Here is a 26,088-nt window from a genome sequence, read left to right on the forward strand (position 1 = left end):
CGCAGGGTCAGGGTCTCATGGGTCACGGTCTCAGTTGATGCCGGTCGGATCGTCACCCGGGTCGCGGACGTCGGTGACCGCCTTGTTCCTCGTGAACCACGTGATGATGATCGTCACGAGGACCACGATAGCGACGTCCCCGGGGGCGAGGACGGGGACGATCGGAATGAGGACGAGGATGACGAGGGCGGCGACGGTGAGCGCGATGATCGTCGCCTTGACCTGCCGGAGCGAGACGATGAGCTGGATGGTCACCCCGCCGAGGATCGCCGGGAGGATGTAGAGCTGGGCGATGAGCGTGATGCCCTCGGGGATGATCGTCACCAGCCAGGTGCCGAGGACGCCGACGAAGAGGACCATGGAGAAGACGTGGATGAGGGCGGCACCGCAGATCGCCATCGTCGCCGCATACTCGCCTCGTCGGGTCCCCGGCTTCGCCCCGATCGTGTCCTGAGCGACGATCGCCGAGGGGAGGAGCTTGTTGGCGATGTTGCCGATCATGAACGCCTGGTACATCCCGGCCGGGCCGAGGATCGGGTAGTAGGTGAGCGGTTCGACGATGTAGAAGACGCCGTAGACGGCGAAGACGGCGAGGAATGCCGTGAGGATGTCGCCGACGGTGATGTCGGCCTGCGCGACGAAGAGGAGATAGAACGGCACCGAGGTGGCGATGAGGAACCCGGCGAAGAGCGTGATCGAGCCCCACTTCGTCGTCGTCCTCTCGAACGCCTCGTGGGAAGGTGTGGTGATGGAAGGCGGCATGGTCGGGCTCCTCTGTGCGGGTCGATCAGCTCGGGGCGACGCCGAGACCGGCGTAGTGGGCGAAGTAGGCGGCGACGAGTCCGGCGAGCACGGCGATCCCCAGCGCCCACTCCTTGAGCCAGGACTGGCGCAGGGTGCGGGCGAGGAGGAGGCAGACGGCCATGACGGCGGCGGACGCGGCGATCGCGATGATGTGGGTCGGCGACTTGGGGATCTCTCGGAAGGTCAGGGCCGCGAAGGCGGCCAGCAGTGCGGCCCCGGGGATGATCGACATGAGCGCGGGATTGACCTTCTCGAGCCTGTGGGAGCTGCGGCGGAAGATCGGGGTGAGGATGAGCGTGGCGAGCATCCACCCCGCCCCCGAGAGGCTCATCGCCATGAGCGCGACGATGAAGACGCCGCGGGTGAACGTCGCATCGCCGAGATTCGCCCCCATCGTGCCCGCCGCGATCGAGGCGGAGGCGACCTCGGTGGCGGCCGAGCCGATGAGGCCGACGCGGACGATGACCGGGGGAGTGCCGAAGAGCGGCAGGAGGGCGATCGCGACGAGGACGACGGCCAGCGACGGCCCGATCGCCGCGACGCCTCCGGCCCGGAAGGCCCGCGTCACCTCGGCCTGGGTCATCCCCGCCGACTCCGCGTTCCTGCGCACTGCGGACATGTAGATGAGCGACTGGACCACGACGACGCCCATGACCGCGAGTGCGAGGATCCAGAGCAGAGGGGCGTTCGCCAGGGGCAGGTAGTCGGCAGTGCCGCTCGCCGTCACCATCGTCGGACTCCTCACGCCGTCGTGAATGCCTTGTCAGAGCAACATAACCCGAATCCGGCAGGTCTCACAGTGTTCTCTCAGGATTTCCCACCTGATGAGAACCCGTGTCACCCGGTCGTGCCCGTGGGAGAATCGGGCTATGCCCGATCCCGTCATCGACGCCCAGCTCGATTGTGCCGAGCGGTGCTGGGTCACGGCCCTCGGTCGTTTCGGCGCCGAGGCGGTCGACCGTCCCAGCGGGTGCGCGGGGTGGACGAACCGGGACCTCGTCAACCACCTCGTCGGCGGGGGACTGCGCTACGCGATGCTCCTGCGGCAGGAGGATCCGGCAGCGGTCGAGGCGACGAGAGCCGAGGACCACCTCGGCGAGGATCCGCTCGCCGCGTTCTGGGAACGCGAACGGGATTTCCGGGCGAGTGCGGGGGAGTGCGACCTCGACCGCGATGTCGCCCACCGGATCGGACCGATCTCCGGCCATCAGCTCGTGCGGATGCGGATCCTCGAACTCACGCTTCACGCCGCCGACCTCTCGACGGGAACGGGTCATGCCTGGCCGGTCGAGGAGTCGCTGGCCGAGTGGATCGAGTCCCAGCTCGGCGACCTCATCGTCTCGCTCGGCGCGACCGGCGGGTACGCTCCGCCTCGGAAGGCAAGCGCGTCCGTCACCGCTGCCGAGCGCGTGCTCCTGCTCTCCGGACGCACCCCCTGATCACGACGACCGGGCATTATCACCGCGGACGAGGACCTTGTCCCGTTCAGGATCGGCGAAGATCAGCGTGAGCAGCGCGCTGAGCGCGGCGGCGACGCCGAGGACCTGGAACGCGGTCGCGTAGCCGTCGCCGGGGCTCGCGGCGGCGTCGACGATGAGTCCGGTGACGTACGGGCCGATGAGACCGCCGATGGCCATGAGCGCGAGGAAGATGCCGAGGGTGCCCGCGGTCTGTTCGGGCGGGCAGATCTCGGAGACCGCGGCGTTGGAGAGCGGGAGGACGACGACCCCGACACCGTAGCCGATCGAGACGATCGCGACGGCCGCGGCCGGGTTCTCGATCGAGGGGAGGAGAAAGAGGATCCCGCCACCGACGATGACGAGCAGGGACGGTCCGACGATGCGGACGAACCGGGAGGACCACCCGCGGGCGAGGAGGAAGTCGGAGAGGAGGGTGCCGCCGATGAGGCTGATGAGGCCGACGACCGAGGGGATCGCGAGCATCGATCCGGCCTCGAGGCGACTGAAGCCGAGCCCGACCTCGAAGTAGGACGGCAGCCAGGTGAGGACGACCGTGACGAGGGCGTAGATGCTCGCGACGAGCGGCACCCCGGTGAGGAAGGTGCGAGTGAGCAGGATCCGCGACCACGGCACCCTGGGCTCGTCGGCACCGGTGTCCGGGCGCGCCTTCTTCGTCGGACCGCTCGCCTTCGCGGGGCCGGTCGCCTTCGCGGGGATGTAGGGGCCGACCTCCCAGAGACGCAGCCAGAAGACGCACCAGACGATGCCGATGACCGCCATGGTGATGAGCGCGCTGCGCCACCCGTAGGCCACCGAGAGGTAGGCGAGCAGGGGAGCGAGGACGATCTTCGCGACCGAGGCGGCGCTGGCGAGCAGGGCACCCGGGAAGCCGCGGCGCTCGGTGGGGTGCCACGAATATGCGGCGGTGTGGATGAGCGCAGAGCTCGGTCCTTCGGCGATTCCGAGGAGCATGCGGGAGACGACGAGCACGGCGAAGGTCGGCGAGACGACGAGGGGGAGCATGGCCGCGGCCCAGACGAGGGCGAGGACGAGGAGGACGGTGCGCAGCGACATCCAGCGGTTGAGCGCCCCGGCGAAGAACCCGCCGATCGTGAAGGCGAAGAAGAAGAGGCTGCCGACGAGTCCGATCTGCGCCGCGCTGATGCCGAGTTCGTCCTTGAGGGCCTGGGCGATGATGCCGAACGCGGCTTTGTCGCCGTAGTTGACGACGTAGAGGACGACGAGCAGGGCGGTGAGCGACCACGCCTTCCGGCGGGACTCGGATCCCGGATGTGTCGTCGTGGCAGGGGGAGTGGGCTGGAGGACCATGAGCTTCCTTGCGTCGTGGAGTCATCCGACCAGCAGTGTGGCCGCGATCACACTCACTTTACTGATCGCACGTTCGAACAGTCAACGGATCCTGTGGGAAATGAGACCGGAATCGGGGGACTGAGGCAGTCGTCGATCTCAGTACACGCGTAGTCATTCGTGGTCAGGGAGCCGCATCGTACACAGGTGCGCTGATACTCGAGGACGCAGGGGCGAGTGGCATGCAGTGCCATATTCTTGCGGGATGCGCGGACCGAGGGCGTCCATGAACCGCTGATGGCAGATGAATTCTGGACGACGCGTGAACCACAGAGGGCACGTGCACTGCAGACGGCGATGGACGTTCAGCGGCGCAGGTCGGCGACTCATTGCCGAGGCTAGCCGAGGTGGCGACTGACTGGCGCGTCAGCAGCTGATCTGCTGACGCGAGCTGCCGAGCCAGAGAACGAATTGCCGATGCGAGTCTGCCGACTCGAGGGGAGCCGGCCCAATCAGTGTAGTTAACATAATGTATATTATCGGCGCATTGTACAAGGTTGCGCGATACCGCGACAATGCCCGTCACTTCCGCGAGGACGACTGTGGCCGTGGACGGTGCGGCACCGCCCACGGCCACAGGGAGTTCTCTGCAGGTCGAGTTCACCGCAGTTGGCGATCTCGTCAGCGCGAACCGCTCAGTTCGTCACGCTGTATCCGCCGAGTCCGACTTCGCCGGAGTCGCCGCCGTCGTCGGATCCGCCATCACCGTCGTCCGCAGCGCCGTTCTCCTTCGTCAGACCGGCCTTCTCACCGCAGGTCGGCCACGCGCCAGGACCCTGTTCGGCCAGCGTCTTCTGTGCGACGCTGATCTGCTCCTGCTTGCTCGCTTCGTGCGGCATTCCCTCACCGCCGAATGCCTTCCACGTCTGCAGGGAGAACTGCAGGCCGCCGTAGTAGCCGTTGCCGGTGTTGATGCTCCAGTCTCCGCCGGATTCGCATTCGGCGACGCGGTCCCAGACTCCTTCGGACTCGGCGGCCTGTGCCGGTGCGCCCATGCCGACGAGTCCGGCTGCGGCGATCGCTCCGACGCCGGCCAGCAGTGCCGTTCTGCGCAGGTCAGTCGTGGCGAGTTTCACGATGTCATCTCCCGAGGTCGATTGCATTCGGTCCATCGGTCCGGCCGTTACCGAACCGTTATACAACCTAACGAAGATGTACGTTCATGTCCGCCGAGTGCGCGTGGGAATCGGCTCAGAGCTCGGTCACCGTGCCCTGAATGGTCGTGCTCCCCCGTCGACCGATCACTTGTTGAGATCGATGACGTGCCCGGTGAGGCCCGTGTCGTTGGCGTTCGACGAGTTCTCGTCCGCACCGTCGTCGGTGTCGGCACCCTCGCTGTCCGGGGTCTCAGTCAGGGATTCGTCCTCGGTCGTCGAGTCGTCGTCCTTGGGGTCTTCGGGCTGCGGGTCATCGGCCGGTTCCTCAGCCTTGGGCTCCTCAGCCTTGGGCTCGTCCTGCTTCGGCTCGTCGTTCGTCGAGTCCTCGTCCGTCTTCGGTTCGTCCGCCTTCGGCTCTTCGGTCGGCTCGTCGTTCTTCGGTTCCTCAGTCGGTTCGTCCGCCTTGGACTCGTCCTTGGGCTCCTCAGCCTTCGGTTCGTCCTTCTTGGGTTCGTCGGCCCGGCCGTCGTCGGCGGCGCCGTTCTCCTTCGTCAGACCGGCCTTCTTCCCGCACGTCGGCCACGCTCCGGGGCCCTGGACGGCGAGGGTCTTCTGCGCGATGCGGATCTGCTCCTCGCGGCTGGCCTCGTGCGGCATCCCCTCACCACCGAATGCTTTCCACGTCCGCAGGGAGAACTGCAGCCCGCCGTAGTAGCCGTTGCCGGTGTTGATGCTCCAGTCACCGCTCGATTCGCATGCGGCGACGCGATCCCAGACGCTCTTCGCCTCGTCAGCCTGCGAGGGCGCTCCCACGCCGAGGAGTCCGGCTGCGGCCAGTGCGGCGGCACCGACGAGCGCGGCGGTTCGGTGCAGATGAGTCGTGAGGAGTTTCACAGTGGTCGTCTCCGTTGTGAGGTGGACAGGGAAGAAGCCTCGGATGTCACCGAACCCCTGCTCACGGTAATCGACTCCCCCGACCGTGTCCATATCGGGCGTTCAGACGACGGCGCCCTCCCGCACGTATTCGCCGAGGTGGCGTGCCGTGAGCGTCGACCCGTCCGCGATGAGCTCGGCCGGGGTCCCCGCGAAGACGATGCGTCCGCCGTCGTAACCGGCACCGGGACCGAGGTCGATGAGGTGGTCCGCGTGCGCCATGACCGCCTGATGGTGCTCGATGACGATGACCGTGCGTCCGGAGTCGACGAGTCCGTCGAGGAGGCCGAGGAGGTTCTCGACGTCGGCCAGGTGCAGGCCCGTCGTCGGTTCGTCGAGGACGATGACCGAGGCGGCCTCGGCGGCCTTCGCCGACAGGTGGGTGGCGAGTTTGAGCCGCTGCCGCTCACCGCCGGAGAGCGTCGTCAGCGGCTGACCGAGTCTGAGGTAGCCGAGCCCCACATCGACGAGGGTGCGGGCGACCCGCGCCGCCGCGGGCACCTTCGACTCCCCCGCGGAGAAGAAGTCGACCGCCTCGGCTGCGGGCATGTCGAGGACCTCGCGGATGCTGCGGCCCCCGAACGTGTACTCGAGCACGGCGGCCTGGAAGCCCTTGCCCTCGCAGACATCGCACGGTGCGGACATCCCTGCCATGACCCCGAGGTCCGAGTAGATGATCCCCGTGCCGTTGCACACCGGGCACGCGCCTTCGGAGTTCGCGCTGAAGAGCGCGGGCTTGACGCCATTGGCCTTCGCGAAGGCCTTCCGGATCGGGTCGAGCATGCCCGTGTACGTCGCGGGATTCGACCGCCTCGACCCCTTGATCGGGGCCTGGTCGATGACGACGATGCCCTCGCGCCCGACGAGGGAGTCGTGGATGAGCGTGCTCTTGCCCGACCCGGCGACACCGGTGACGACGGTGAGGACGCCGAGTGGGATGTCGACGTCGATGTCGCGGAGGTTGTTGCCGTTCGCTCCCCTGATCTCGAGCGCACCCTCGCCGATGCGGGTCTCCTCCTTGAGGGAGGCCGTGAACCCGAGGTGCTCACCGGTGCGGGTCCCTGAGGCGCGCAGGTCCTCGACGGTGCCGGTGAAGCAGATCTCTCCCCCGGCGCTGCCCGCACCGGGACCGAGGTCGACGACGTGGTCGGCGATGCCGATCGTCTCCGGTTTGTGCTCGACGACGAGGACCGTGTTGCCCTTGTCCCGGAGCTGGAGGAGCAGCCGGTTCATCGACTCGATGTCGTGCGGGTGGAGGCCGATCGTCGGTTCGTCGAAGACATAGGTGACGTCGGTGAGCGCCGAACCGAGGTGGCGCACGAGTTTGATCCGCTGCGCCTCTCCCCCGGACAGCGACCCCGACGACCGCTCGAGGGAGAGGTAGCCCAGCCCGATGTCGACGAATGCCTGCACCGTCTCGCGCAGGGAGTCGAGGAGCGGGGCGACCGTGGGATCGTCGATCTCATCGAGCCAGGTGGGAAGGTCGGAGATCTCCATCGCGCACACCTCGGCGATCGACTTCCCCGCCAGCAGCGACGACCGTGCGGCGGCATTGAGCCGGGTCCCCTGGCATTCCGGGCAGACGGTGAAGACGACGGCCCGGTCGACGAACTCGCGGATGTGCTTCTGCATGCCGTCGCGGTCCTCGGAGAGGAACGAACGGTTGATCCGCGGGATGAGACCGTCATAGGTCATGTTCGTCCCGTTGATGACGATCTTCTCGCCCTCGAGGTGGAGCAGGGCATGGCGTTCGGACTCGGTGAACTCGCCCACCGGCTTGTCGGGGTCGAAGAGCCCCGACTCCGAGTAGAACCGCACCGACCACCCGCCGACCTTGAACCCGGGGATCGTGATCGCCCCGTCGTTGATCGACTTCGACTCGTCGACGATCTCACTGATGTCGATGTCGGTGGCCGTGCCCATGCCCTCGCAGTGCGGGCACATGCCGCCGTTGACGGTGAAGGTGCGCCGCTCGACCTCCTTCGTCTCCCCCTTCTCGATCGTCACCGCTCCCTTGCCGCTGATCGTCGCGACGTTGAACGAATACGCGTTCGGAGACCCGAGGTTCGGTTCGGCGAGGCGGGAGTAGAGGATCCGCAGCTTCGCGTTGATGTCGCTGACAGTGCCGACGGTCGAGCGCGGATTCGATCCGATCCGCTCCTGGTCGACGAGGATCGCCGTCGTCAGGCCCGAGAGGACGTCGACGTCGGGCCGGGCCATCGTCGGCATGAACCCTTGGACGAAGGCGCTGTAGGTCTCGTTGATCATCCGCTGGGACTCGGCGGCGATCGTGCCGAAGACGAGCGAGCTCTTGCCGGAGCCGGAGACCCCGGTGAAGACGGTGAGTCGGCGTTTGGGCACGTCGACGGAGACGTCCTTGAGGTTGTTCTCCCTCGCCCCGCGCACCTGGATGAGGTCGTGGCTGTCCGCTGGCTGAGTCATCGGCGCCTCACGCCCGCTGCTGGATGCGGATCATGTTCCCGGCGGGATCGCGCAGAGCGCAGTCGCGCAGTCCGTAGGGCTGGTCCATCGGCTCCTGCACGATATCGGCGCCCTTGGCCTCCACCTCGGCGAAGGCGGTGTCGACGTCGGGGCTGGCGAGGACGATCGCGGCATAGCTGCCCTTGGCCATGAGCGAGTCGATGGCCGCCCGTTCGGATTCGCTCACGGTGGGGTCGACGACGGCGGGGGTGAGCACGATCGACGTGTCGGGCTGGCCGGAGGGGCCGACGGTGATCCACCGCATCTGTCCCTCCCCCACATCGAGGCGGACGTCGAAGCCGAGGACGTCACGGTAGAAGGTCAGCGACGCCTCGGCGTCGACGTGCGGCAGGAAGCTGGCGTTGATCGAGATGTCCATGCCCTCATCCTAGATGCGGGGGTGCTCACGGGACTTCTCGATTCCTGACCGGTCGCAGCGCGGCCTTGACGACGATGCTCGGCAGCGCATGGGCGCCGTGGGCGGCAGCCGCCCGGTACTCGCGCGGGGAGACTCCGACGAGTTCGCGGAACCGGGTGCTGAAGGTGCCCAGGGAGGAGAAGCCGACGGCGAAGCAGATCTCGGTGATGCTCAGGTCACCGCGGTGGATGAGCGCCATCGCCCGCTCGATCCGCCTGGTCATGAGGTAGGAGTACGGGGGTTCGCCGAAGGCGGCGGCGAACCGGCGGCTGAGATGGCCGGCGGACATGTGGACGCCCGCGGCGAGGCCGGGGACGTCGAGGGGACGGTCGTACTCGCGGTCGATCCGGTCCCGGACCCGGCGCAGGGCCACGAGCTCGGGATCGGCACCGCTCACTCGGCGTGGAGTCCCTGCTTGAGGGTCTCCCCGCGGAAGAACGCCGGATGCCGGATCGCCTGGACGATCATGATGACGACGCCGAGGAGGAGCACCCCGATCCCGAGGACGAAGACGAGGCCGATGCCGAAGACCGACGACCCCGAGCCGTACGCGGGGTCGAGGGAGTCGATCGCGGTGCGGACGAAGATGACGAGCAGGGTGACCCCGCCGATGAGCGGGAAGAGGAAGCGGAAGAAGACCGTGCGCGCTGAGACGAAGAGGGACTTCCGGAAGTACCACGTGCACGCGAGTCCCGTGATCCCGTAGTAGAAGCAGACCATGAGGCCCAGCGCGGTGATCGTGTCCCACAGCGCGTTCTCCGACAGCAGCCGCATGACGACGTAGAAGATGATCGCGGCCGCCGCCGAGGTGATCGTCGCCACCGACGGGGACTTGAACCGCGGGGAGACGTTGCCGTAGCGCTTCGGCAGGGCCCCGTAGTGGCCCATCGCGAGGATCGTCCGCGAGGGTGAGACCATCGTCGACTGCAGTGAGGCGAGTGAGGACGAGAGCACGGCGATCGAGACGATGATGGCGAAGGGTCCCATGATCGGTCCGGCCAGGGCCGCGAAGATCGACTCCTGGTTCTCCGGGTTGCCCGCCCCGAGGCCCTCGGTGCCGACCCCGGCGTAGGAGATCACGGCGATCGTGCAGGCGAGGTAGATGATGACGATCGCGAAGATCGTGAGCATCGCCGCCCGTCCCGGGGTCTTCTCCGGGTCCTTCGCCTCTTCGTTCATCGTGATGACGGTGTCCCAACCCCAGAAGAGGAAGATCGAGAGCGACACGGCAGCCGCGATCGTCGAGAAGTCGCCTGCGGCCACGGGGTTGAACCAGTCGAGTTGAACGGGTGTCGGGTCGTAGGCGGTGCCGGTGGCGACGTGGACGAGCGCGGAGATGACGAACCAGCCGAGGGCGAGGACCTGGAAGGCGACCAGCCACACCTGGACCTTCTCCGTGGCTTCGACGCCGCGGTAGGAGATCCACGCGGCGACTGCGGTGAGCGCCACGGTGATGGGGATGTTGATCCACAGCACCCGTGTGAGGTCGGCGATCGCCGGGTCGGAGAAGATTTGGCTGAGCAGGATGAAGAGGAAGTCGACGCCGACGGCGGCGAGGTTGGACAGCACGAGGACGGTCGCGGCGATGAGGCCCCAGCCGCCCATCCATCCGAGCCACGGTCCGAAGGCCCGTGTGGCCCACGTGAAGGTCGTGCCCGAGTCGGGCATGGCCGTATTCAGCTCGCGGTAGCCGAAGACGACAAGGAGCATGGGGACGAAGCCGATGAGGAGGATCGCCGGGGTGTGGACGCCGACCTCCGAGATCGTCGGGCCGAGCCCGGAGGTCAGGGTGTATGCGGGGGCGATGCAGGCGATGCCGATGATCGCTCCGCCGATCGCGCCGACCTTTCCTGCTGAGAGCCCCTTCGCGCTCAGTCCGGAGTCGGTCTCGATGGGGCGGTCCGGTGCGGGTGTTGCCGAGGTCATTCGCTCATCTAATCAGATCGGTGCCCGGAGGAGAGAATCGTCTCAGCGGTGGTTCTGCCGATGCGCACCGCCCCGTCGACGTGCTGGTAGCCGCGGCCGGCGATGTCGGAGCTGGCGAACCGGATCGGTCCCACCGGGTCGTTCTGATACCGGCCCCACCGGTGGAGCCCGCCGAGGTCGTAGCTCGTCGCGTACGCCCCGCGCGTCCATTCCTCGGCGCCGAAGTCCGAGAGGTGGAAGACGATGGGGTCGAGTGCTTCGGGTCCGAGGAAGTCGGCGATCGCCTCGAGGATGGTGCGCTTGCGGTCCTCCTCGTCCAAGGCCCACATCGCGTCGGCGTTGACGTCGGAGATGAACCCGACGAGGGTGCCCTGCTCCTCCCCGTGGTTCGTGTTGTCGTAGACCTCCTGGACGAGATGCCCGACGCCGAAGCCGGTGCCCGAGAGTCCCGCATCGCGCCAGAAGGGACGCGGGTAGGTCGCATGGACCTTGATGACCAGCCCCATCGACTGGTGCTGGTGGAAGACCTGCTGGAGGCGCGGCAGGTGGGGGACGTAGGTGATCCGCGAGTAGAGGTTCGGGGGCACGGCGACGATGACGTCGGTGCCCGCGAACTGCGCGTCGTCGGTGCTCACGACGACTGGGTCACCGGACCAGTCGATCGTGCGCACTGGGCTGTTCAGCCGCACCACCGTGTCCCCGAGGTCGGCGGCCATGAGTTCGGAGACCTGCTGCATGCCGCCGATGACGCGGCGGTCGAGGATGAAGTGGTCGTCGACGAGGTTGGAGAACGATCCCGCCGAGGCGGCCATGAGCACGGCCTGGAGCGTCGAGAACGCTGTGTCGGGTTTCGTGAGCATGCCTCCGGCGACGAACATGCCGATGTTCTCGCACGCGAGTTCGTCGGCCGACTGCTCGCGCAGCCAGTGGTGGAAGGAGATCGAGTCGAGCTCCTTCGCGTCCTCGGCATCCCAGGGACGCTCTGCCCCGATGCGCGCGGCGAGGTCGTCGAGGATGCCGATGAGGCGGTCCATCTCCGACTGCCTGCGCTCGGGGACGGGGAACGCGTCACCGGAGTAGACGGTGCGGGTGCCGTCGGGGGCGAGGAAGACCCGATCGCCGTCGCGGTGCCGGGGGAAGGTGCTCAGCCCGAGTTCGTCGACGAGGTCGAGGATCGCGGTCTGGTCGGGTGAGATCCACTGGCCGCCGATCTCGAACATCTGCCCGTCGATGCGGTCCGTCCAGGTCCTCCCTCCCACCCGGTCGCGGGCTTCGAGGACGACGACCGAGCGGCCGGCTGCGGTGAGCGTCCTCGCGGCGGTCAGCCCTGTCGGTCCCGCTCCGACGATGACGACGTCGACTCTCTCCATGGCACTCCCCCGTGACCTTCGCTGCGGCACGCGCGTCTGCGCGCGTAGCACTCAGGGTAGCCACGGGCCGGTTCCTTGGGAAGGACCGTCTCGCCGACGCGGGACGCTCGCTCACCGGAACGCCAGCGGATCGGCGTCGGGGTCGGCGTCCTTGGCCTTGAGGAAGCCCCAGGCGTCGGGGCGGGAGCCGTCGAGGTCGGTGAGTCCGTAGGTCGTCGCGAGGTCGAAGCTCGACAGGGTCCGCCCCGTGAAGCGGTGCCGGTCAGGGTCGGCGGCCAGCGCGGCGATGCCCCTCCCGAGCATCTGCGGGGTCTCGGAGACGGCGAAGTCAGCAGGCGGTTCGCTCCGGTCCGGGTCGAGGGCGTCGGAAAGCCAGGTCTCCTCGGTCGTCGAGAAGCCCTCGAGCATCATCTCCGAGCGCAGCCATCCGGGGGTGAGCGCCACGGCCGTCGCCTCGGCGCCGGCGAGGTCGTGGGAGAGGCCGAAGGCGAGGCGGCTGATCGCCGTCTTCGTCACATCGAGCCATACCGACTCCCGATAGTGCGTCGCGTTGTACTCGCTCGTCCCGTCGGTGATCTCGACGTGGAGTCCGCCGGGTCGGGCGGTGAGCAGCGGCAGCAGCGCGCGGGCCGTCCTCAGATGGCTGATGAGTCCGGTCTCGACGAGTCGCATGCCCCTGACCGCGTCGGCGCGCCAGAACGGCTCACCCCAGGAGACGTAGGCCTCTCCCCCGATGTCGCCCACGAGGATGTCGAGGTGCTCGCTGTGCGCACCGATCCGCTCGGCCAGTTCCGCGACGTCGTCGGCGACGAGGTGGTCGCAGACGACGGCTTCCCCGTCGCCGCCCTCGGCCCGGACGAGCTCGAGCGTGCCCTCGATCGTCTCGGGGCGCCCGTAGTCCGAGGGTGCATCGGTGCTCGAGCGCCCCGTGCACCACACGAAGGCTCCGGCTGCGCCGAGTTCTCGGGCGATCACCCGTCCCGCCCCGCGGGTGGCCCCGGCGACGACCGCGGTCCGTCCGCTCAGTGGTCTCGTCTCATCAGTCATGCGACCAGTCTGGACGCCTATCCCTGACATCTTCTGTCAGCGACTGCGACTATTCTTGCCAAGGTGAAGGCTGCCCGACTCGTCTCCGAGATCGTCCTCCTCTCCGCGCGCTCGACGCCGCTCACCGCCCGCGCACTCGCCCGGCGACTCGAGGTCACCGAACGCACCATCTACCGTGATCTCGGCGAGCTCTCCTCGATGGGGGTGCCTGTCGTCGCCGAGTCCGGTCCCGGCGGCGGGATCCGTCTCCTCGACGGGTGGACCTCCCCGCTGTCGGGTCTCACCCGCGCCGAACTCGAATCCGTCCTCATCGGGTCGCTTGCCGCCACCGATCTCGGACTCTCCCGTGAGCTCGCCACCGCGCGGGCGAAGATCCTCGCAGCCGAGTCCGACGACACGGACTTCTCGCGCACCGTCATCGTCGACGGCCCCGACTGGTTCACCGAGAAGGAGGACCTTCGCGCCCTCGAGCCGCTCGTCACGGCGCTGCGCACCCGGCGTGGCGTGCGCATCGTCTACACCCGCTCCGGTGAGTCCGTCGTCCGGTGCCTCATCACCCTCGGCCTCGCGGTCAAGGCCGGCCGCTGGTATTGCGTGGCCCAGCCGCCGGGCGGCTCGCCGCGGACGTATCGGGTCGCTCGGATCACCGACGTCGACCCCGTGTGGACGGCGGTGCGCGGGCCTGCGGACTTCGACCTCGGCGCGTTCTGGGAGAAGGCGAAGCGGGGCTTCGACCGGGCCATCCGCACGACTCCGGTCCGTCTCCGCCTCGCCGAGGCGGCCCTCCCCGATCTCCTCCGCGCCGTTCCCGGGCCGCTGACCGCGGAAGCGATCGCCTCGGCGCAACCGGTCGCCGACGGCGACGAGTGCGAGGTCGACATCCTCCTCGAATCCGCTGAGATCGCCGTCTCCCAGCTGCTCACGGTGCCCGGGGTCACGGTCGTCTCCCCGCCGGGGATACGCGACGAGGTCGCGAGCAGGGCTCGCGACCTCGTGCGGCGCAACGGGCGCTGAGGGGGCTCCGGGACGGGCCGGGGCTCAGAGGACGGTCCAGCTCCCCTGGATCTCGCCGGCGCTGATGCCGCCGACGGCCTGCATGGCGGCCTTCGAGAGGTCGATGCAGCGCGAGCCCGAGTAGGGTCCGCGATCGTTGATGCGCACGGTCACGGACTTGCCGTTGGCCGTGTTCGTCACCTTGACCTTCGTCCCCAGCGGAAGGCTCTTGTGGGCGGCGGTGAGCTTGCTCGCGTCGAAGGGTTCCCCGCTGGCGGTGGGGTTGCCGTCGGTGCCGTCGCCCCCGCCGTAGTAGGACATCGGGCACGATCCCGACTGGCCGCCGGACGAGCTGCCCGAGGCCTTGGCGCCGGATCCTCCGGATGCCTCCCCGCCGCTCTTCGCCTTCGATGACGTCGACGACGAGGACTCGGCCTTCGCGGGCGCGGTCTTGGGTGCCTGGGTCTTCACCTCGAGCGAGACCGTGCCCGGCTTCTCCTTCGCCTGTTCCTCGGCCTTCTGCAGGGCCTCATCGGCAGCGGGGGCGGCGGGAGCCTCGACGACGACGGGACTCTGCGCGACGACTTGCGAGGAGTCCTGGGCGGCACCGGGAACCATGGCGAACGTCGAACCGACGACGGCGGCGGTCGCCGCTGCGGGGACGACGAACGCCGAGAGGACAGGGCGGGACCGGACCGCTGCCAGCACTCCCCCGGCCGACTCCGGGTTGTGGCGTCCGCTGCGCCGCTTCCGCAGCGCGAGTGCGGAGAGGAATGAGCCCTTCGTCGTCGGCGAGGAGTGTTTGCCCACTGTCCGTCCTTCGGGTGAATGCGGGCACCCAGACAGACGCTGACTGTGCCCGATGGTTATCGGATCGTTACCGAAGGACAGTCTAGTTAACGAACTGTTACATTTTCAACGCGGCGCGCGGCTGACCGCCGAACGATCACCCGCGGTCGCCGCGGCGCTGGGAGGCGCGGGCGACGAGGCGGCGGACGCCGTTGGCACCGTTGGTCACGGTCTCCTGCGCCCTGTCGAAGGCGCGTTCGACCTTGCCGCTGCGCACTGCGTCATCGATCGCGTGGGACACGTTGCCGAGTGCCCTGTTCACTCCCGACTCGGTCGCCTCGATGAGGCGGGATCCCTTCGCGGCGTCGCGGACGTTGCGCACCCCGCTGCTCGCTGCGCCGTACGCGCGCTCGGCGACGGAACGGGCCCGCTGGGTCGGGGTGCGCTTGGTCGAATCGATGACGAAGTCGGGTTCGATGGGATCTTCTGCTCGGCTCATGCCTCCATCGTTGTCGACCCCGGGGCGGATTTCAACAGGCGCCTAGGATTGGGGTATGAATTCCCAGCCGGAGGTCATTGCGCATCGGGGCGGGCGCTGGCCGGAGACGAGCGAGAACACGCTGCCCGCCTTCGCGGCCTCGGCCCGGGCCGGTGTGCACTGGATGGAGACCGATGTCCACGCCTCGGCCGACGGCGTCCTCTTCGCCGCCCACGACGCAGACCTCGACCGGATCGCCGGAGTCCCGCATCTCATCCGGGACCTTCCCGCGTCGGAGGTCGACCGCATCGATCTTCTCCACGGGGGCCGACTCCCCCGCCTTAGCGACCTCCTCGACGCGCTGCCGGACGTGGAGTGGAACATCGACGTCAAAGCTCCACACTCGATCGGCCCGATGGTCCGCTTCGTCCGGACCCGGCATGCCGAGGACCGGCTGCGCCTCGCCTCGTTCTCCGACGCGACCCTGACCCGGCTGCGGGAGGCGCTGCCGGGAGTGCGCACCTCGGCCGGGACGGGTGAGACCGCCCGCTTCGCCCTCGGTTCCCTTCCCTGCCTGCCCGCGCAGGGACTCCTCGGCCTGCGCTCGGGCCTCGACGCACTCCAGGTGCCGATGCGCTGGAAGGGTCTGCCCGTCGTCACCGAGGACTTCGTCGCCCGCGCCCACCGGGTCGGACTCGTCGTCCATGTCTGGACGATCGACGACCCTGCGGACATGCTCACGCTCGCCCGCCTCGGCGTCGATGGGATCGTCACCGACGAGGTGCTCCTCGCCCAGCGCACACTCGCCTCGGGGGTCGCCGACCCGGCGTCGGAGGGGAATAGCCGGAGGCGGTAGACTGTTGCCTTTGTACGGTCGCCTGCAGTCGAGTCGAAGGGAAGAGAGATGAGCGAACGCAGTCTCCGCGGTACGCAGTTGGGCTCGCGCAGCCTCGAGTCGGAGGAGGGTGTCGAGCCCGCGCCCCGGCAGATGGTCGAATTCGAGTGCGAGGACGGCACCCGCTTCAAGGTTCCGTTCTCCATCGAGGCGGAAGTGCCCTCGACGTGGGATTCGGGCATCCACGGCATCGGCGTGCGCGTCGGCGTCAACGAGCCCGACGGCGAACCCGAGAAGCATGTGCGCTCGCACTGGGACATGCTCCTCGAGCGCCGCTCGTTCGACGAACTCCAGGTCCTCCTCGACGAGCGCCTGGCGATCCGCCGCGGCGAGGTTCCCGCCCAGAGCTGAGACAGCACACACCGAGCAGGACGCTCGGATGAGGGGGTGTCGGTCCGTCGACCGACACCCCCTCTGTCATGTCCGCACGGATCCGGGTCAGCTGCGGCGGCCCGAGAGCATCTGCCGCAGCTGACGACCGCGCCGGGCCAGACCCCAACCGGCGACCTTGGTGAAGGCCTCGGAGATGATCGAGGAGCTCATCTTCGACTCCCCGAGTTCGCGTTCGACGAAGACGATGGGGACCTCGAGGACGCGGAAGCCGGCGTCGACGGTGCGTCCGGTCATGTCGATCTGGAAGCAGTACCCCTGCGACTGCACCCCGGTGAGGTCGAGGGCCTCGAGCACAGCCCGCCGGTAGGCCCGGAATCCGGCCGTGGCGTCGCGGACGCCGAGTCCCATCGCCGCGTCGACGTAGAGGTTGGCGCCGCGTGAGAGGAGGAAGCGCGAGTACGGCCAGTCGACGATCTCGCCGCCCCGGACCCAGCGGGAGCCGATGACGAGGTCGGCCTCGTCCGCGAGCGCCGGAGCAAGCAGCTGGCCGAGGTCGAGGGGGCGATGCGAGCCGTCGGCGTCGAACTCGCAGATGATCGCGTAGTCACGCTCGAGTGCCCACGCGAAGCCGGCGATGTAGGCCATGCCGAGACCGGCCTTCTCGCTGCGGTGGAGGACGTTGACGCGTCGGTCGACCGCTGCGAGTTCGTCGGCCCACTCCCCCGTTCCGTCGGGGAATCCGTCATCGACGATGAGGACGTCGACCTCGGGCTGGTGCTCGAAGAGCCCGGCGAGGGTGACCGGCAGGGCGAGGCGTTCGTTGTAGGTGGGGATGACCACGAGGATTTCTGAGACCACCCGCCCCACCCTACGCCCGCAGGGGCGAAACAATGAGCCGACACCCCCGCCTTCGGACCACGGTGTGCGTGCAGTCACAGCAGCGCAGTGCACCGAGTTATCTAATGACGGGAGCGTCGGCTCCACTCCACGACCGGTGGAATGTCATCGTCGAATCTAATGGCTCCGACCGCCCCAGCAAAATCCCTCTGACCTGCGGTTTTGATCAACTTCCCAGGTGAGGGCCAGGTTCGGCGGGAAGAAATTCCTCTGCGCCTCGGCGTGTCGGATTGCTCTCGGGCCCGCAGAGCGATCTCAGTCACGCAGCAGGTCCGGTCGCGCTCAGCCGATCCGGGTGGGGAGGGGGACGTCCGCGGCGAGCTCCGGCAGACCCGGGGTGCCCGAGCGCGGGTCGGTGCTCCACGCGGCCACGCGCGGATCGGCGACCTGGACGACGAGCCGCTCGACCCGCCAGCGACCGAAGTCGGCGGCGGCACCGGGACGCAGCACTCCCCCTTCGGGGTTGCCCGCCGCGCGATGGGCGAAGCGGGTGGCGGCGTTGAATGCGGCGCGCGCGCCGATGCCGTGGGTGCCGAGGACGGCCGAGCGGACTCCCGCCCACGGGGAGTCCTCGGCGAGGACGAGGGAGACCTGGGCGCCGGCGGCGAGCAGCGGGGCGAGCGGCTGGTCGAGGCTGGGATCGAGGGTGATCGCGATCCCGGAGCGTCCGAGCGCCTCGACGTGGAACTCCGGGACGGCGAAGTCGAGGAGGAGCCGATAGCCGAATCGCTGCGCGTGCGCCGGATGCTCGCCGAGGCGGGCGAGGACGGCGTCGAGCTCGGTGCTCGAGGCGACGGCGAGGTAGAGGGAGGTCTCGGGGAGCGTCTCGAGCTCGGCGAGGGCGGCCGCGGGCAGCCACGCCCGCTCGGTGCCCGCCGCGAGGTCGGGATAGGCGACGATGCGCAGGTCCTCGGGTGCGTCGGCGACGAAGTCCCGGATGGCGGACGAGGGGCCGAGGACGTGGACGTGGGCGATGCCGCGATCACGCAGCGCCGTCGCCGTGGGCGAGTCGGGCCCGAGGACGAGACCGGCATGGACGAACCCCGGGGCGAGGAAGTCCCCGTCGAGGTTCTCCGCCTCCGGGTCGAGGGCAAGGGCCGCCTCGTCCGAGCCGATGAAGTTCACTGTCCCGTCCGCGCTGCCGAGGGCGGTCGCGAAGGGGTCGACGCTGCTGTAGACGTCTCCGCCGTAGTACATATTCACAGCCGCCAGGCTACACCTGCCGTCCACCGCTGCGGGCATCGGCGTCAGGGGCGTCGGGTAGGGTCAGGGCTGTGAAGCCTTTGGTACTCGTCGACACCCCAGCCCTGTACTACCGCGCCTTCTACTCGGTGCCGGATTCGATCGTCAACGACGAGGGGCAGCCGGTCAACGCGGTCCGCGGCGTCGTCGACGCGGTCGCCCAGATGATCCGCCGCTTCTCCTCCGCCCGGGTCGTCGCAGCGATGGACGCGGACTGGCGTCCGGCCTTCCGCACCGCGATCATGCCCGAGTACAAGGCCGCGAGGATCAAGGACGAGGCTGCGGGGACGGAGATCCCGCCCGAACTCGACGCCCAGCTTCCCATCATGCGCCGTGTCCTCGCCGCCGCTGGCATCCCCATCGCCGAGGTGGACGGGACGGAGGCCGACGACGTCATCGCGACGATCGCCGCACAGTCGGCCACCCCCGTCGTCATCGTCTCCCCCGACCGCGACCTCCTCGCCCTCCTCGACACCGACCGCGACGTCAGCGTGCTCCGGCCCCGCAAGGGAGGGGAATGGGAGGCGATCACCGCCGCCGACCTGCCCGGCCTCTACGGTGTCGACTCTGGCATTCGCTACCGGGAGCTCGCCGCCCTGCGCGGGGATCCCTCCGACGGCCTTCCCGGCGCCGCCGGCATCGGGGAGAAGACAGCCGCGACCCTGCTCACGAGCTTCGGGTCGCTCGCGGGCATCGTCTCCGCCGCGAAGGCGGGGGTGAAGACCGGCGGGCTGAGTGTGAAGCGGGCGACGACGATCGTCGAGTCCGAGGAGATGCTCGCCCGCACCGTCGAGGTGATGACCTGTCTCACCGATGTCGACCACGGCATCGACCTCGATGCCCTCCCCCTGATCTTCGATGCCCAGGCCCTCGAGGCCGCGGCAGCCGGGCAGAACATCGCCCGCTCCGTCGACAACCTCGCCACCGCCCTGCGCAGTCTCGCCGACGCCCCGCCCACCGACGCACAGGCGGGCCCGGGGGTCGCCGCGGCGCAGCCGGTCCGACACGCACCGAGATCCGAGGCCGGCGTCGCGTGGCCGCACGCCCGGCTCGTCGGCTTCGACCTCGAGACGACCGGGGTCGACCCCGACACCGCGCGCATCGTCACTGCGGCCTTCGTCGAGGACCCCGACCGGGTGGAGATGTGGCTCGCGGACCCCGGCGTCGAGATCCCCGAGGCCGCGCGCGCCGTCCACGGCATCACCACCGAGTACGCACAGGCCAACGGCATGCCCGCGGTCGAGGTCGTCACCGCTCTGTGCACGGAGCTCACGGGCCTCCGGGACGAGGACGCCGTCGTCGTCGGCCACAACATCGTCTACGACCTCAGCGTCCTCGATGCCGAGGTCCGCAGGCACCGTCCCGACCTCGACCTGCGCTCCCTGCTCCCGGCGATCGTCGACACCTTCATCCTCGACCGCCGCGTCGACCGCTACCGCCGGGGCAAGCGCACGCTCACGGCCACCGCCGAGGCGTGGGACGTCTCCCTCCTCGACGCCCACGACGCCGCCGCCGATGCCCGAGCGGCCCTGGACATCGCCCGAGCGTTGGCTTCGAAGTCCACGGAAATCGCCGCGTACACCCCACAGGAGATCATGGCGGCGCAGGGCGAGTGGAAGCGCGCTCAGGCCGCTGACCTCCAGGCCTTCCTCCGACGGAAGGGCAACGCCGACGCAGTCGTCGACGGATCATGGCCCATCGCCGACGAGGCTAGAATCGAGACGCGACCAGACCGATCAGAAGGACGATGACTTGGGACTCTTCTCCCGTTTGCTCAACCGGCCCGGTGCCCAGGCCGACAAGGCCACAGGATGGTTCGAGAAGGCGACCACCGACCTCGATGCGGCAGCCGCCGAGTTCGCCGATCTCAGCGATGCCGAGCTGACCGACGCCGCCAGTGAGGTGTTCGCCTCCGGCACCGCCCGCGAGACCCTCGTCCGCTATGCGGCCCTCGCGAGGGAGGCCGCCGAGCGCACCCTGGGCGAACGCGCCTACGACACGCAGCTCGTCGGACTCATCGGACTCCTCCAGGGGCACATCGTCCAGATGGCCACCGGTGAGGGCAAGACGCTCGTCGGTGCGCTCGCCGCGGCCGGATATGCGCTCCAGGGCCGCCGGGTCCACGTCGTCAGCGTCAACGACTACCTCGCCGTCCGCGACCGGACGTGGATGCAGCCGGTCTTCGATCTCCTCGGCGTCTCCTCGGCTGCGATCTCGGCCGCCCTCGACGACGACCGGCGCGAAGCCTACCGGTCGGAGGTCCTCTACGCCTCCGTCACCGAGGTCGGCTTCGACGTCCTCCGCGACCGCTTCGTCCTCGACGACGAGGACATCCGGGTCGCCGAACGCGATGTCGTCATCGTCGACGAGGCCGACTCCGTGCTCATCGACGAAGCCCGCGTGCCCCTCGTCCTCGCCGGGTCCTCGTCCATCGAGGACGGTGATGAGCGCATCGCCGCCCTCGTCGAGACCCTCATCCCGGGCACCGACTACGAGATCAGTCCCGACCGCCGCGCCGTCTCCCTCACCGATGCCGGCGTCACCCGGGTCGAGGACGAGCTCGGCGTCGAACTCTTCGGCGACGGCGCCGCCGACCTCGCCGCCGTCAACCTCGCCCTCTACGCGAAGGCCCTGGTCAAGCGCGACATCGACTATCTCGTCGTCGATGGGCGGATCAAGCTCATCTCCTCCTCCCGCGGCCGCGTCGCCGAACTCCAGCGTTGGCCCGACGGGCTCCAGGCCGCCGTCGAGGCGAAGGAGAAGCTCGAGACGACCGAGAGCGGGGAGATCCTCGACCAGATGACCGTCGAGGAGCTCATCCACGGCTACGAGACCGTCTGCGGGATGACGGGCACGGCGCTTGCGGTCGGCGACGACCTCCGCGAGTTCTACTCCCTGGAGATCGTCCCCGTCGACACCCACCTGCCCGTCGTCCGCGAGGACGAACCCGACCGGCTCTACACGTACCAGGAGTCGAAGGAGCGGGCGATCGTCGAGGAGGTCGTCGAGAACCACGCGAACGACCGTCCGGTCCTCATCGGCACCTCCTCGGTCGCCGAGAGCGAGTCGCTGGCGCAGCGACTGGTCGAGCGCGGCATCGACGTCGCCGTCCTCAACGCGAAGGACGACTCCGCCGAGGCCGAGATCATCGGTGCCGCCGGACGCCCGGGAGCCGTCACCGTCTCGACGCAGATGGCCGGCCGCGGCACCGACATCAGGCTCGCCGACGACTCCGTCGCCGAAGGCGGCGGGCTGCTCGTCATCGGCGCCGGACGCTACCTGTCCTCCCGCCTCGACGATCAGCTGCGCGGACGCGCCGGGCGACAGGGTGATCCCGGCACCTCGGTGTTCTTCACCAGCCTCGAGGACGAGATGCTCACCAGGGTGCCCGAGATCCAACGGTTCGTCTCCGAAGGCGACGAGACCGGTCGGATCGACTCGAAGCGCGCGCTCACCCTCGTCGAGCACGCCCAGCGCATCGCCGAGGGCCAGAACACCGCTCTGCACCGTGACACGTGGCGGTTCAACGAGCTCATGGCCAAGCAGCGCGAACTCGTCCTCGCCCGTCGGCGCGAGCTGCGCACCGAGGATGAGGCGATCGACGAACTCAAGGACCGCCTCGGCGAGAGGGCGACGGAACTCGCAGAGAAGCACTCGGAGGAGGTCGTCGACGAGAGCCTTCGCGCGGTCCTCCTCTTCCACCTCGACGCCCGCTGGGTCGACCACCTCGCGTTCCTCAACGATCTGCGCGAGGGCATCCACCTGCGCACATTCGCGAAGGAGAAGCCCCACGAGGCCTTCAACACGGAGTCGATCCGGGTCTTCTCCTCGTTCTGGTCCGATGTCCTCGACGACTCCGTGAGCACCGTCGAGGAGGCGGAGTTCACCGACGAGGGCATCGACCTCGCCTCGCACGGGCTCAAGCGCCCCTCGTCGACGTGGACCTATCTCACGACGGAGAACGCGTTCGGCTCAGACATCGAGAACATCGTCAAACGGATCCGCCGGTAGCGCCTACGAGTCGGCGACGACTCCCCGGCGGACGGCCTCGATCGTCCGCCGGATGCGCACCGCGGTCTCCGGGGCGCTCACCTCGGCGAGCTGCCCGAGCAGGTCGAGGGTCTGCTTCGCCCAGCGGACGAAGTCACCGGCGGCGATGTCCGTGCCCCGGAGCGACTCGGCGAGGTTCTTCCCCTCCGTCCACCGGAACATCGGGGTGAACAGTCCCCGGTCGGGTTCGGGCGTCGGGGTGAGCGCGTGCTGCTCCTCGAGGCGGAAGAGCTCCCGCCACAGGTCGATCGCCGCATCGCCTGCGACCTTGAGGTCGCGGCTGGGCGCACGCTCGGCGTGGAAGCTCTCGCTGCGACGCGCCTGATAGACGAAGCACGAGGCGAAGGCGGCGAGTTCGGGTTCCGTGAGGCCGTCCCACAGGCCGGCGCGCACGGTGAGCGCCACGAGCAGGTCCCGCTCGCCGTAGATGCGGCGGAGCATGTCCGAGTGCTCGGGGTCGAACCCGAGGGTCGTGAGCACCTCCTGGACGCGTTCGAAGACGAGGGCGATCGACGTCGTCCTCCCCTCGATGCGTTTGATCAGGGACGCGTTCTCCTTCTCGAGCTTCGCCGCGCGGTTGGCCCACCGGGCGTGGATCTCCCGGTCGGGACAGTCATGGCAGGGGTGGGCGCGCATCCTGGCGGTGAGCTCGGCGACCGTCGAGCTCACCCCGCCGGGCGCGCTGTGGGGCACCCAACGCACGTCCCGATCGACGCGGCCATCGGCGATCGCCTCGGCGAGGATGCCCAGCAGCGCCCGACGGTCGGAGGCCTGACGGTGGTTGAACTTCTTCGGCACCCGGATCCGTCCCATCGGGGCCACCGGCTCGGTGACCTCGTGGGGACGCAGATGCCACACCTTGCCCTGCTCGGTGAGCACGGTCGGGAGCCGGGAGACGCCGTCGCGGTTCGTCATCGGGGCGATGATCACCGCAGTGCCCTCGACCCGCCGCGCGGGCAGGGTGATGACGTCGCCGATCTTCAGCGCCGACAGGGACTCGACGATCTCGCGCTGCTTGACCTTCGACTTCGTCCTCGTCTCCTGCTTCTCCGTCTCGGAGATCTCACGGCGCAGGGCCGCGTACTCCCCGAAGTCGCCCCGGTCGCAGTGCATCGACTTCTCGTACGCGGCGATCGTCGCCTCGTTCTTCCGGACCTTGCGGGCGAGGCCGACGACGGCCTTGTCGGCCTGGAACTGCGCGAACGAGGTCTCGAGGACCTTCGCGGCATCGGCCGGGCTCATCCGGGAGAGCAGGTTCGCCGTCATGTTGTAGGTGGGTCCGAACGCGGATCCGAGCGCGTACGACCGGTTGGAGGCGAGGCCGGCGATCTCGCTGATGTCCATCGTGGGGTGCCAGACGACGACGGCGTGGCCGATCCGGTCGATGCCGCGGCGGCCGGCGCGCCCGGTCAGCTGCGTGTACTCCCCCGGGGTGATCGAGACGTGGGCCTCGCCGTTGAACTTGACGAGCTTCTCGAGCACGACCGTGCGGGCGGGCATGTTGATGCCCAGCGCCAGCGTCTCCGTGGCGAAGACGACCTTGATGACCCCGGCGGAGAAGAGCTCCTCGACGAGCTCCTTGAACTGCGGGATCATGCCCGCGTGGTGGGCGGCGACGCCGCGGAGGAGGCCCTCGCGGAACGTGTGGTAGCCGAGGATCCCCAGATCCTCCGCCGGCAGCTCCTCGCGCAGCCGCTCGAGAGCCGCGTTGACGATGACGTTGTCCTCGCGGGAGTTGAGGTCGGCGCCCGTGGCGATGTACTGCTCGACGGCCTCATCACAGCCGTTGCGGGAGAAGATGAACATGATCGCCGGGAGCATCCCCGCCTCGGCGAGGGAGGCGACGATCTGGGTCCGGCTGGGGCGGCGGAACCGGGCGCGATTGCCGCGCTCGCGCTTCGACCGGGGTCCGCCGTACGTGCGGGTCGCGTGCGCGAGCGCCGGGTCGATGCGCTCGGAGTCGTGATGGGTGAAGAGGTCGTACATCCGGTGGCCGACGAGGGCGTGGTTGACGAGCGGGACCGGGCGGTGGGAGGTCGAGACGACGGTCGTCGGCCCCCTGACCTCGCGCAGCCACGCTCCGAACTCCTCGACGTTGGACACGGTCGCCGAGAGCGAGACGACCTGGACGCGTTCGGGCAGGTGGATGATCACCTCCTCCCACACGGGACCGCGGAACCGGTCGGCGAGGTAGTGGACCTCGTCGAGGACGACGAAGCCGAGGTCATCGAGGCCGCCCGGGTCGTTGTAGAGCATGTTGCGCAGGACCTCGGTGGTCATGACGATGATCGGCGCATCCCGGCGGATCGTCGTGTCCCCGGTGAGGAGTCCGACGTTCTCGGCGCCGTGGACGGCGACGAGATCGGCGAACTTCTGGTTGCTCAGCGCCTTGATCGGGGTGGTGTAGAACACCCGGGTGCCGGCGTCCATCGCGAGGTCGACGGCGAACTCGGCGATGATCGTCTTGCCGGCCCCGGTCGGCGCGGTGACGAGGACGTCCTTGCCCTCCTGGAGCTCCTGGCACGCCTCGATCTGGAAGTCGTCGAGCTCGAAGTCGGTGCGGGCGAGGAACCGACCCAGCGGGGTCTGCTCGCGTTCGGCCCGTCCCCGGAACTCCGCGTACGCCTGCGCCGGGCTCTTGGCCTCGGCGTCTGCGGTGGCCTCGGCACCCGCCGAAGCGGTGTCATGGTCGTTGCGGTCTCCGCGCCTGCTCATGCTGTGCCCTTCCCACTGTCCTCGTCGAGCTCGTCCGGGTCGACCCAGATGCCCTGGGCGACGAGCTTGCGCTTGCGGCGCCGGTCGTTGAGAATGCACACCACCCACGCCAGGCAGAACAGCGTGATCATGGGGATGACGAGGAAGAACATCGACATCGCATCGGGTGTCGGAGTGGCGATCGCGGCGAAGATGAAGACGATCATGACGATGATGCGCCACGACTTGCGGATCCGCGTCGCCGAGAGGATCCCGAGCATGTTGAGTCCGACCATGAGCACAGGCAGGACGAACGCGATGCCGAAGACGACGATGATGATCATGACGAACGTCAGGTAGTCCTGGGCGGGGATGATGTTCGTCGCCCCCTCAGGGGTGAACGACGTCAGCGCCTTGACCGCGTTGGGCAGGGCGAAGAACGCCATCGCCGAACCGGCGAGGAAGAGCGGAACGGCCGCGCCGAGGAACCCGAACGAGTAGCGCTTCTCCTTGCTCGTGAGCCCCGGGACGATGTACGCCCAGACCTGGTAGAGCCACACCGGACACGAGATGAAGAGGCCGATGAACAGGGAGAGCTTGATCTTCATGTCGAAGGCCGAGGCGACCCCCGCGAAGTTGATCTGCGCCACCCGGCCCGACGTGTCGTTGATCGTCCGGATGGGCTCCTGGAGGATGTCGAGGACCGGGTCGTAGAGGAACCATCCGCCGACCGCGCCGAGGACGATGGCGATGGCGGCGATGACGAACCGATTGCGCAGTTCGACGAGGTGCCCCATGACGGGCATCCTCTTC

23 protein-coding genes are annotated in these 26,088 nt (G+C 68.7%); 6 read left to right on the forward strand and 17 right to left on the reverse strand.

Annotation, left to right across the window (positions count from 1 at the left end):
* Positions 1 to 30 precede the first annotated feature (30 nt).
* Positions 31 to 762 carry a hypothetical protein gene (locus tag AC0VYB_RS09825; RefSeq protein ID WP_009375746.1) on the reverse strand — a complete coding sequence of 244 codons (732 nt, stop codon included), beginning with the start codon at positions 760 to 762 and terminating at the stop codon, positions 31 to 33.
* 25 nt (positions 763 to 787) lie between these two features.
* Entirely contained in the window at positions 788 to 1,534 is a 747-nt protein-coding gene (locus AC0VYB_RS09830) for a DUF5058 family protein (protein WP_009375749.1), read from the reverse strand.
* A 139-nt stretch (positions 1,535 to 1,673) separates the two neighbouring features.
* On the opposite strand from AC0VYB_RS09830, the gene AC0VYB_RS09835 reads away from it, so the two are divergent.
* Positions 1,674 to 2,243 (forward strand): maleylpyruvate isomerase N-terminal domain-containing protein, encoded by a 570-nt coding sequence (locus AC0VYB_RS09835; RefSeq protein WP_009375751.1) that lies wholly within the window; start codon positions 1,674 to 1,676, stop codon positions 2,241 to 2,243.
* Here AC0VYB_RS09835 and AC0VYB_RS09840 read toward each other — a convergent pair whose 3' ends face one another.
* From AC0VYB_RS09840 to AC0VYB_RS09880, 9 genes are all read right to left on the reverse strand, one after another.
* A complete protein-coding gene (locus tag AC0VYB_RS09840) occupies positions 2,244 to 3,593 on the reverse strand; it encodes an MFS transporter (RefSeq protein ID WP_475384675.1) in 1,350 nt (449 codons plus the stop codon).
* Between the two features lie 674 nt (positions 3,594 to 4,267).
* Positions 4,268 to 4,708 carry a transglycosylase family protein gene (locus tag AC0VYB_RS09845; protein WP_276097487.1) on the reverse strand — a complete coding sequence of 147 codons (441 nt, stop codon included), beginning with the start codon at positions 4,706 to 4,708 and terminating at the stop codon, positions 4,268 to 4,270.
* Between the two features lie 165 nt (positions 4,709 to 4,873).
* Positions 4,874 to 5,623 carry a transglycosylase family protein gene (locus AC0VYB_RS09850; protein ID WP_276097488.1) on the reverse strand — a complete coding sequence of 250 codons (750 nt, stop codon included), beginning with the start codon at positions 5,621 to 5,623 and terminating at the stop codon, positions 4,874 to 4,876.
* A 102-nt stretch (positions 5,624 to 5,725) separates the two neighbouring features.
* Positions 5,726 to 8,104, reverse strand: coding sequence for an ATP-binding cassette domain-containing protein (locus tag AC0VYB_RS09855; protein WP_475384676.1), 2,379 nt, complete (start codon positions 8,102 to 8,104; stop codon positions 5,726 to 5,728).
* Between the two features lie 7 nt (positions 8,105 to 8,111).
* Positions 8,112 to 8,522 (reverse strand): VOC family protein, encoded by a 411-nt coding sequence (locus AC0VYB_RS09860; RefSeq protein ID WP_009375761.1) that lies wholly within the window; start codon positions 8,520 to 8,522, stop codon positions 8,112 to 8,114.
* Positions 8,523 to 8,547: 25 nt separating this feature from the next.
* Positions 8,548 to 8,958: a helix-turn-helix transcriptional regulator gene (locus tag AC0VYB_RS09865; RefSeq protein WP_009375762.1), complete on the reverse strand. Its 411-nt coding sequence runs from the start codon at positions 8,956 to 8,958 to the stop codon at positions 8,548 to 8,550.
* The gene (locus AC0VYB_RS09870; RefSeq protein WP_009375763.1) at positions 8,955 to 10,487 is read right to left on the reverse strand and encodes an APC family permease; all 1,533 of its coding nucleotides are present in this window, start codon (positions 10,485 to 10,487) and stop codon (positions 8,955 to 8,957) included. Before AC0VYB_RS09870 ends, AC0VYB_RS09865 begins: the two co-directional genes overlap by 4 nt.
* 8 nt (positions 10,488 to 10,495) lie before the next feature.
* Positions 10,496 to 11,857: a flavin monoamine oxidase family protein gene (locus AC0VYB_RS09875; RefSeq protein WP_095375568.1), complete on the reverse strand. Its 1,362-nt coding sequence runs from the start codon at positions 11,855 to 11,857 to the stop codon at positions 10,496 to 10,498.
* 111 nt (positions 11,858 to 11,968) lie between these two features.
* A complete protein-coding gene (locus AC0VYB_RS09880) occupies positions 11,969 to 12,904 on the reverse strand; it encodes an SDR family oxidoreductase (protein WP_475384677.1) in 936 nt (311 codons plus the stop codon).
* A gap of 63 nt (positions 12,905 to 12,967) precedes the next feature.
* Between AC0VYB_RS09880 and AC0VYB_RS09885 the strand changes: the two genes are divergently transcribed.
* The gene (locus tag AC0VYB_RS09885) at positions 12,968 to 13,918 is read left to right on the forward strand and encodes a helix-turn-helix transcriptional regulator (RefSeq protein ID WP_475384678.1); all 951 of its coding nucleotides are present in this window, start codon (positions 12,968 to 12,970) and stop codon (positions 13,916 to 13,918) included.
* A gap of 24 nt (positions 13,919 to 13,942) precedes the next feature.
* Here AC0VYB_RS09885 and AC0VYB_RS09890 read toward each other — a convergent pair whose 3' ends face one another.
* Both AC0VYB_RS09890 and AC0VYB_RS09895 read right to left on the reverse strand, forming a co-directional pair.
* On the reverse strand, positions 13,943 to 14,707 hold the full coding sequence (locus AC0VYB_RS09890; protein ID WP_193338347.1) for a septal ring lytic transglycosylase RlpA family protein: 765 nt from the start codon (positions 14,705 to 14,707) through the stop codon (positions 13,943 to 13,945).
* A gap of 136 nt (positions 14,708 to 14,843) precedes the next feature.
* Positions 14,844 to 15,185: a hypothetical protein gene (locus tag AC0VYB_RS09895; RefSeq protein ID WP_193338348.1), complete on the reverse strand. Its 342-nt coding sequence runs from the start codon at positions 15,183 to 15,185 to the stop codon at positions 14,844 to 14,846.
* A gap of 55 nt (positions 15,186 to 15,240) precedes the next feature.
* On the opposite strand from AC0VYB_RS09895, the gene AC0VYB_RS09900 reads away from it, so the two are divergent.
* Both AC0VYB_RS09900 and AC0VYB_RS09905 read left to right on the forward strand, forming a co-directional pair.
* Entirely contained in the window at positions 15,241 to 16,020 is a 780-nt protein-coding gene (locus AC0VYB_RS09900) for a glycerophosphodiester phosphodiesterase family protein (RefSeq protein WP_475384679.1), read from the forward strand.
* Positions 16,021 to 16,068: 48 nt separating this feature from the next.
* Positions 16,069 to 16,410 carry an RNA polymerase-binding protein RbpA gene (locus AC0VYB_RS09905; RefSeq protein ID WP_009375781.1) on the forward strand — a complete coding sequence of 114 codons (342 nt, stop codon included), beginning with the start codon at positions 16,069 to 16,071 and terminating at the stop codon, positions 16,408 to 16,410.
* Positions 16,411 to 16,497: 87 nt separating this feature from the next.
* Here the strand turns inward: AC0VYB_RS09905 and AC0VYB_RS09910 are convergent, their stop codons facing one another.
* Both AC0VYB_RS09910 and AC0VYB_RS09915 read right to left on the reverse strand, forming a co-directional pair.
* Positions 16,498 to 17,250 carry a polyprenol monophosphomannose synthase gene (locus tag AC0VYB_RS09910; protein WP_475384680.1) on the reverse strand — a complete coding sequence of 251 codons (753 nt, stop codon included), beginning with the start codon at positions 17,248 to 17,250 and terminating at the stop codon, positions 16,498 to 16,500.
* Between the two features lie 321 nt (positions 17,251 to 17,571).
* A complete protein-coding gene (locus AC0VYB_RS09915) occupies positions 17,572 to 18,486 on the reverse strand; it encodes a metal-dependent hydrolase (protein WP_259864734.1) in 915 nt (304 codons plus the stop codon).
* Positions 18,487 to 18,563: 77 nt separating this feature from the next.
* Here AC0VYB_RS09915 and AC0VYB_RS09920 point away from each other — a divergent pair, with 77 nt between their 5' ends.
* Together AC0VYB_RS09920 and secA2 are read left to right on the forward strand one after the other, a co-directional pair.
* A complete protein-coding gene (locus AC0VYB_RS09920; RefSeq protein ID WP_475384681.1) occupies positions 18,564 to 20,282 on the forward strand; it encodes a 5'-3' exonuclease H3TH domain-containing protein in 1,719 nt (572 codons plus the stop codon).
* Position 20,283: 1 nt separating this feature from the next.
* Positions 20,284 to 22,542 carry an accessory Sec system translocase SecA2 gene (gene secA2, locus AC0VYB_RS09925; protein ID WP_475384682.1) on the forward strand — a complete coding sequence of 753 codons (2,259 nt, stop codon included), beginning with the start codon at positions 20,284 to 20,286 and terminating at the stop codon, positions 22,540 to 22,542.
* A gap of 3 nt (positions 22,543 to 22,545) precedes the next feature.
* On the opposite strand, the gene AC0VYB_RS09930 is transcribed toward secA2, so the two are convergent.
* Together AC0VYB_RS09930 and tatC are read right to left on the reverse strand one after the other, a co-directional pair.
* Positions 22,546 to 25,296, reverse strand: coding sequence for a DEAD/DEAH box helicase (locus AC0VYB_RS09930; RefSeq protein ID WP_009375790.1), 2,751 nt, complete (start codon positions 25,294 to 25,296; stop codon positions 22,546 to 22,548).
* A complete protein-coding gene (tatC, locus tag AC0VYB_RS09935; protein WP_040341022.1) occupies positions 25,293 to 26,081 on the reverse strand; it encodes a twin-arginine translocase subunit TatC in 789 nt (262 codons plus the stop codon). The genes AC0VYB_RS09930 and tatC overlap by 4 nt, the downstream gene beginning before the upstream one ends.
* Positions 26,082 to 26,088: the final 7 nt, after the last annotated feature.

The organism is Brevibacterium sp. Z349TD_9 (genome assembly GCF_056173565.1).

What these genes read in the sequence shown, in the direction of transcription:
- AC0VYB_RS09835 (WP_009375751.1), top strand. Translation starts at nt 1,674, where the DNA reads ATGCCCGATCCCGTCATCGACGCCCAGCTCGATTGTGCCGAGCGGTGC.
- AC0VYB_RS09900 (WP_475384679.1), top strand. Translation starts at nt 15,241, where the DNA reads ATGAATTCCCAGCCGGAGGTCATTGCGCATCGGGGCGGGCGCTGGCCG.
- AC0VYB_RS09830 (WP_009375749.1), bottom strand. Translation starts at nt 1,534, where the DNA reads ATGGTGACGGCGAGCGGCACTGCCGACTACCTGCCCCTGGCGAACGCC.
- AC0VYB_RS09825 (WP_009375746.1), bottom strand. Translation starts at nt 762, where the DNA reads ATGCCGCCTTCCATCACCACACCTTCCCACGAGGCGTTCGAGAGGACG.
- AC0VYB_RS09880 (WP_475384677.1), bottom strand. Translation starts at nt 12,904, where the DNA reads ATGACTGATGAGACGAGACCACTGAGCGGACGGACCGCGGTCGTCGCC.
- AC0VYB_RS09870 (WP_009375763.1), bottom strand. Translation starts at nt 10,487, where the DNA reads ATGACCTCGGCAACACCCGCACCGGACCGCCCCATCGAGACCGACTCC.
- AC0VYB_RS09840 (WP_475384675.1), bottom strand. Translation starts at nt 3,593, where the DNA reads ATGGTCCTCCAGCCCACTCCCCCTGCCACGACGACACATCCGGGATCC.
- AC0VYB_RS09895 (WP_193338348.1), bottom strand. Translation starts at nt 15,185, where the DNA reads ATGAGCCGAGCAGAAGATCCCATCGAACCCGACTTCGTCATCGATTCG.
- AC0VYB_RS09930 (WP_009375790.1), bottom strand. Translation starts at nt 25,296, where the DNA reads ATGAGCAGGCGCGGAGACCGCAACGACCATGACACCGCTTCGGCGGGT.
- AC0VYB_RS09855 (WP_475384676.1), bottom strand. Translation starts at nt 8,104, where the DNA reads ATGACTCAGCCAGCGGACAGCCACGACCTCATCCAGGTGCGCGGGGCG.
- tatC (WP_040341022.1), bottom strand. Translation starts at nt 26,081, where the DNA reads ATGCCCGTCATGGGGCACCTCGTCGAACTGCGCAATCGGTTCGTCATC.
- AC0VYB_RS09860 (WP_009375761.1), bottom strand. Translation starts at nt 8,522, where the DNA reads ATGGACATCTCGATCAACGCCAGCTTCCTGCCGCACGTCGACGCCGAG.
- AC0VYB_RS09905 (WP_009375781.1), top strand. Translation starts at nt 16,069, where the DNA reads ATGAGCGAACGCAGTCTCCGCGGTACGCAGTTGGGCTCGCGCAGCCTC.
- AC0VYB_RS09915 (WP_259864734.1), bottom strand. Translation starts at nt 18,486, where the DNA reads ATGTACTACGGCGGAGACGTCTACAGCAGCGTCGACCCCTTCGCGACC.
- AC0VYB_RS09875 (WP_095375568.1), bottom strand. Translation starts at nt 11,857, where the DNA reads ATGGAGAGAGTCGACGTCGTCATCGTCGGAGCGGGACCGACAGGGCTG.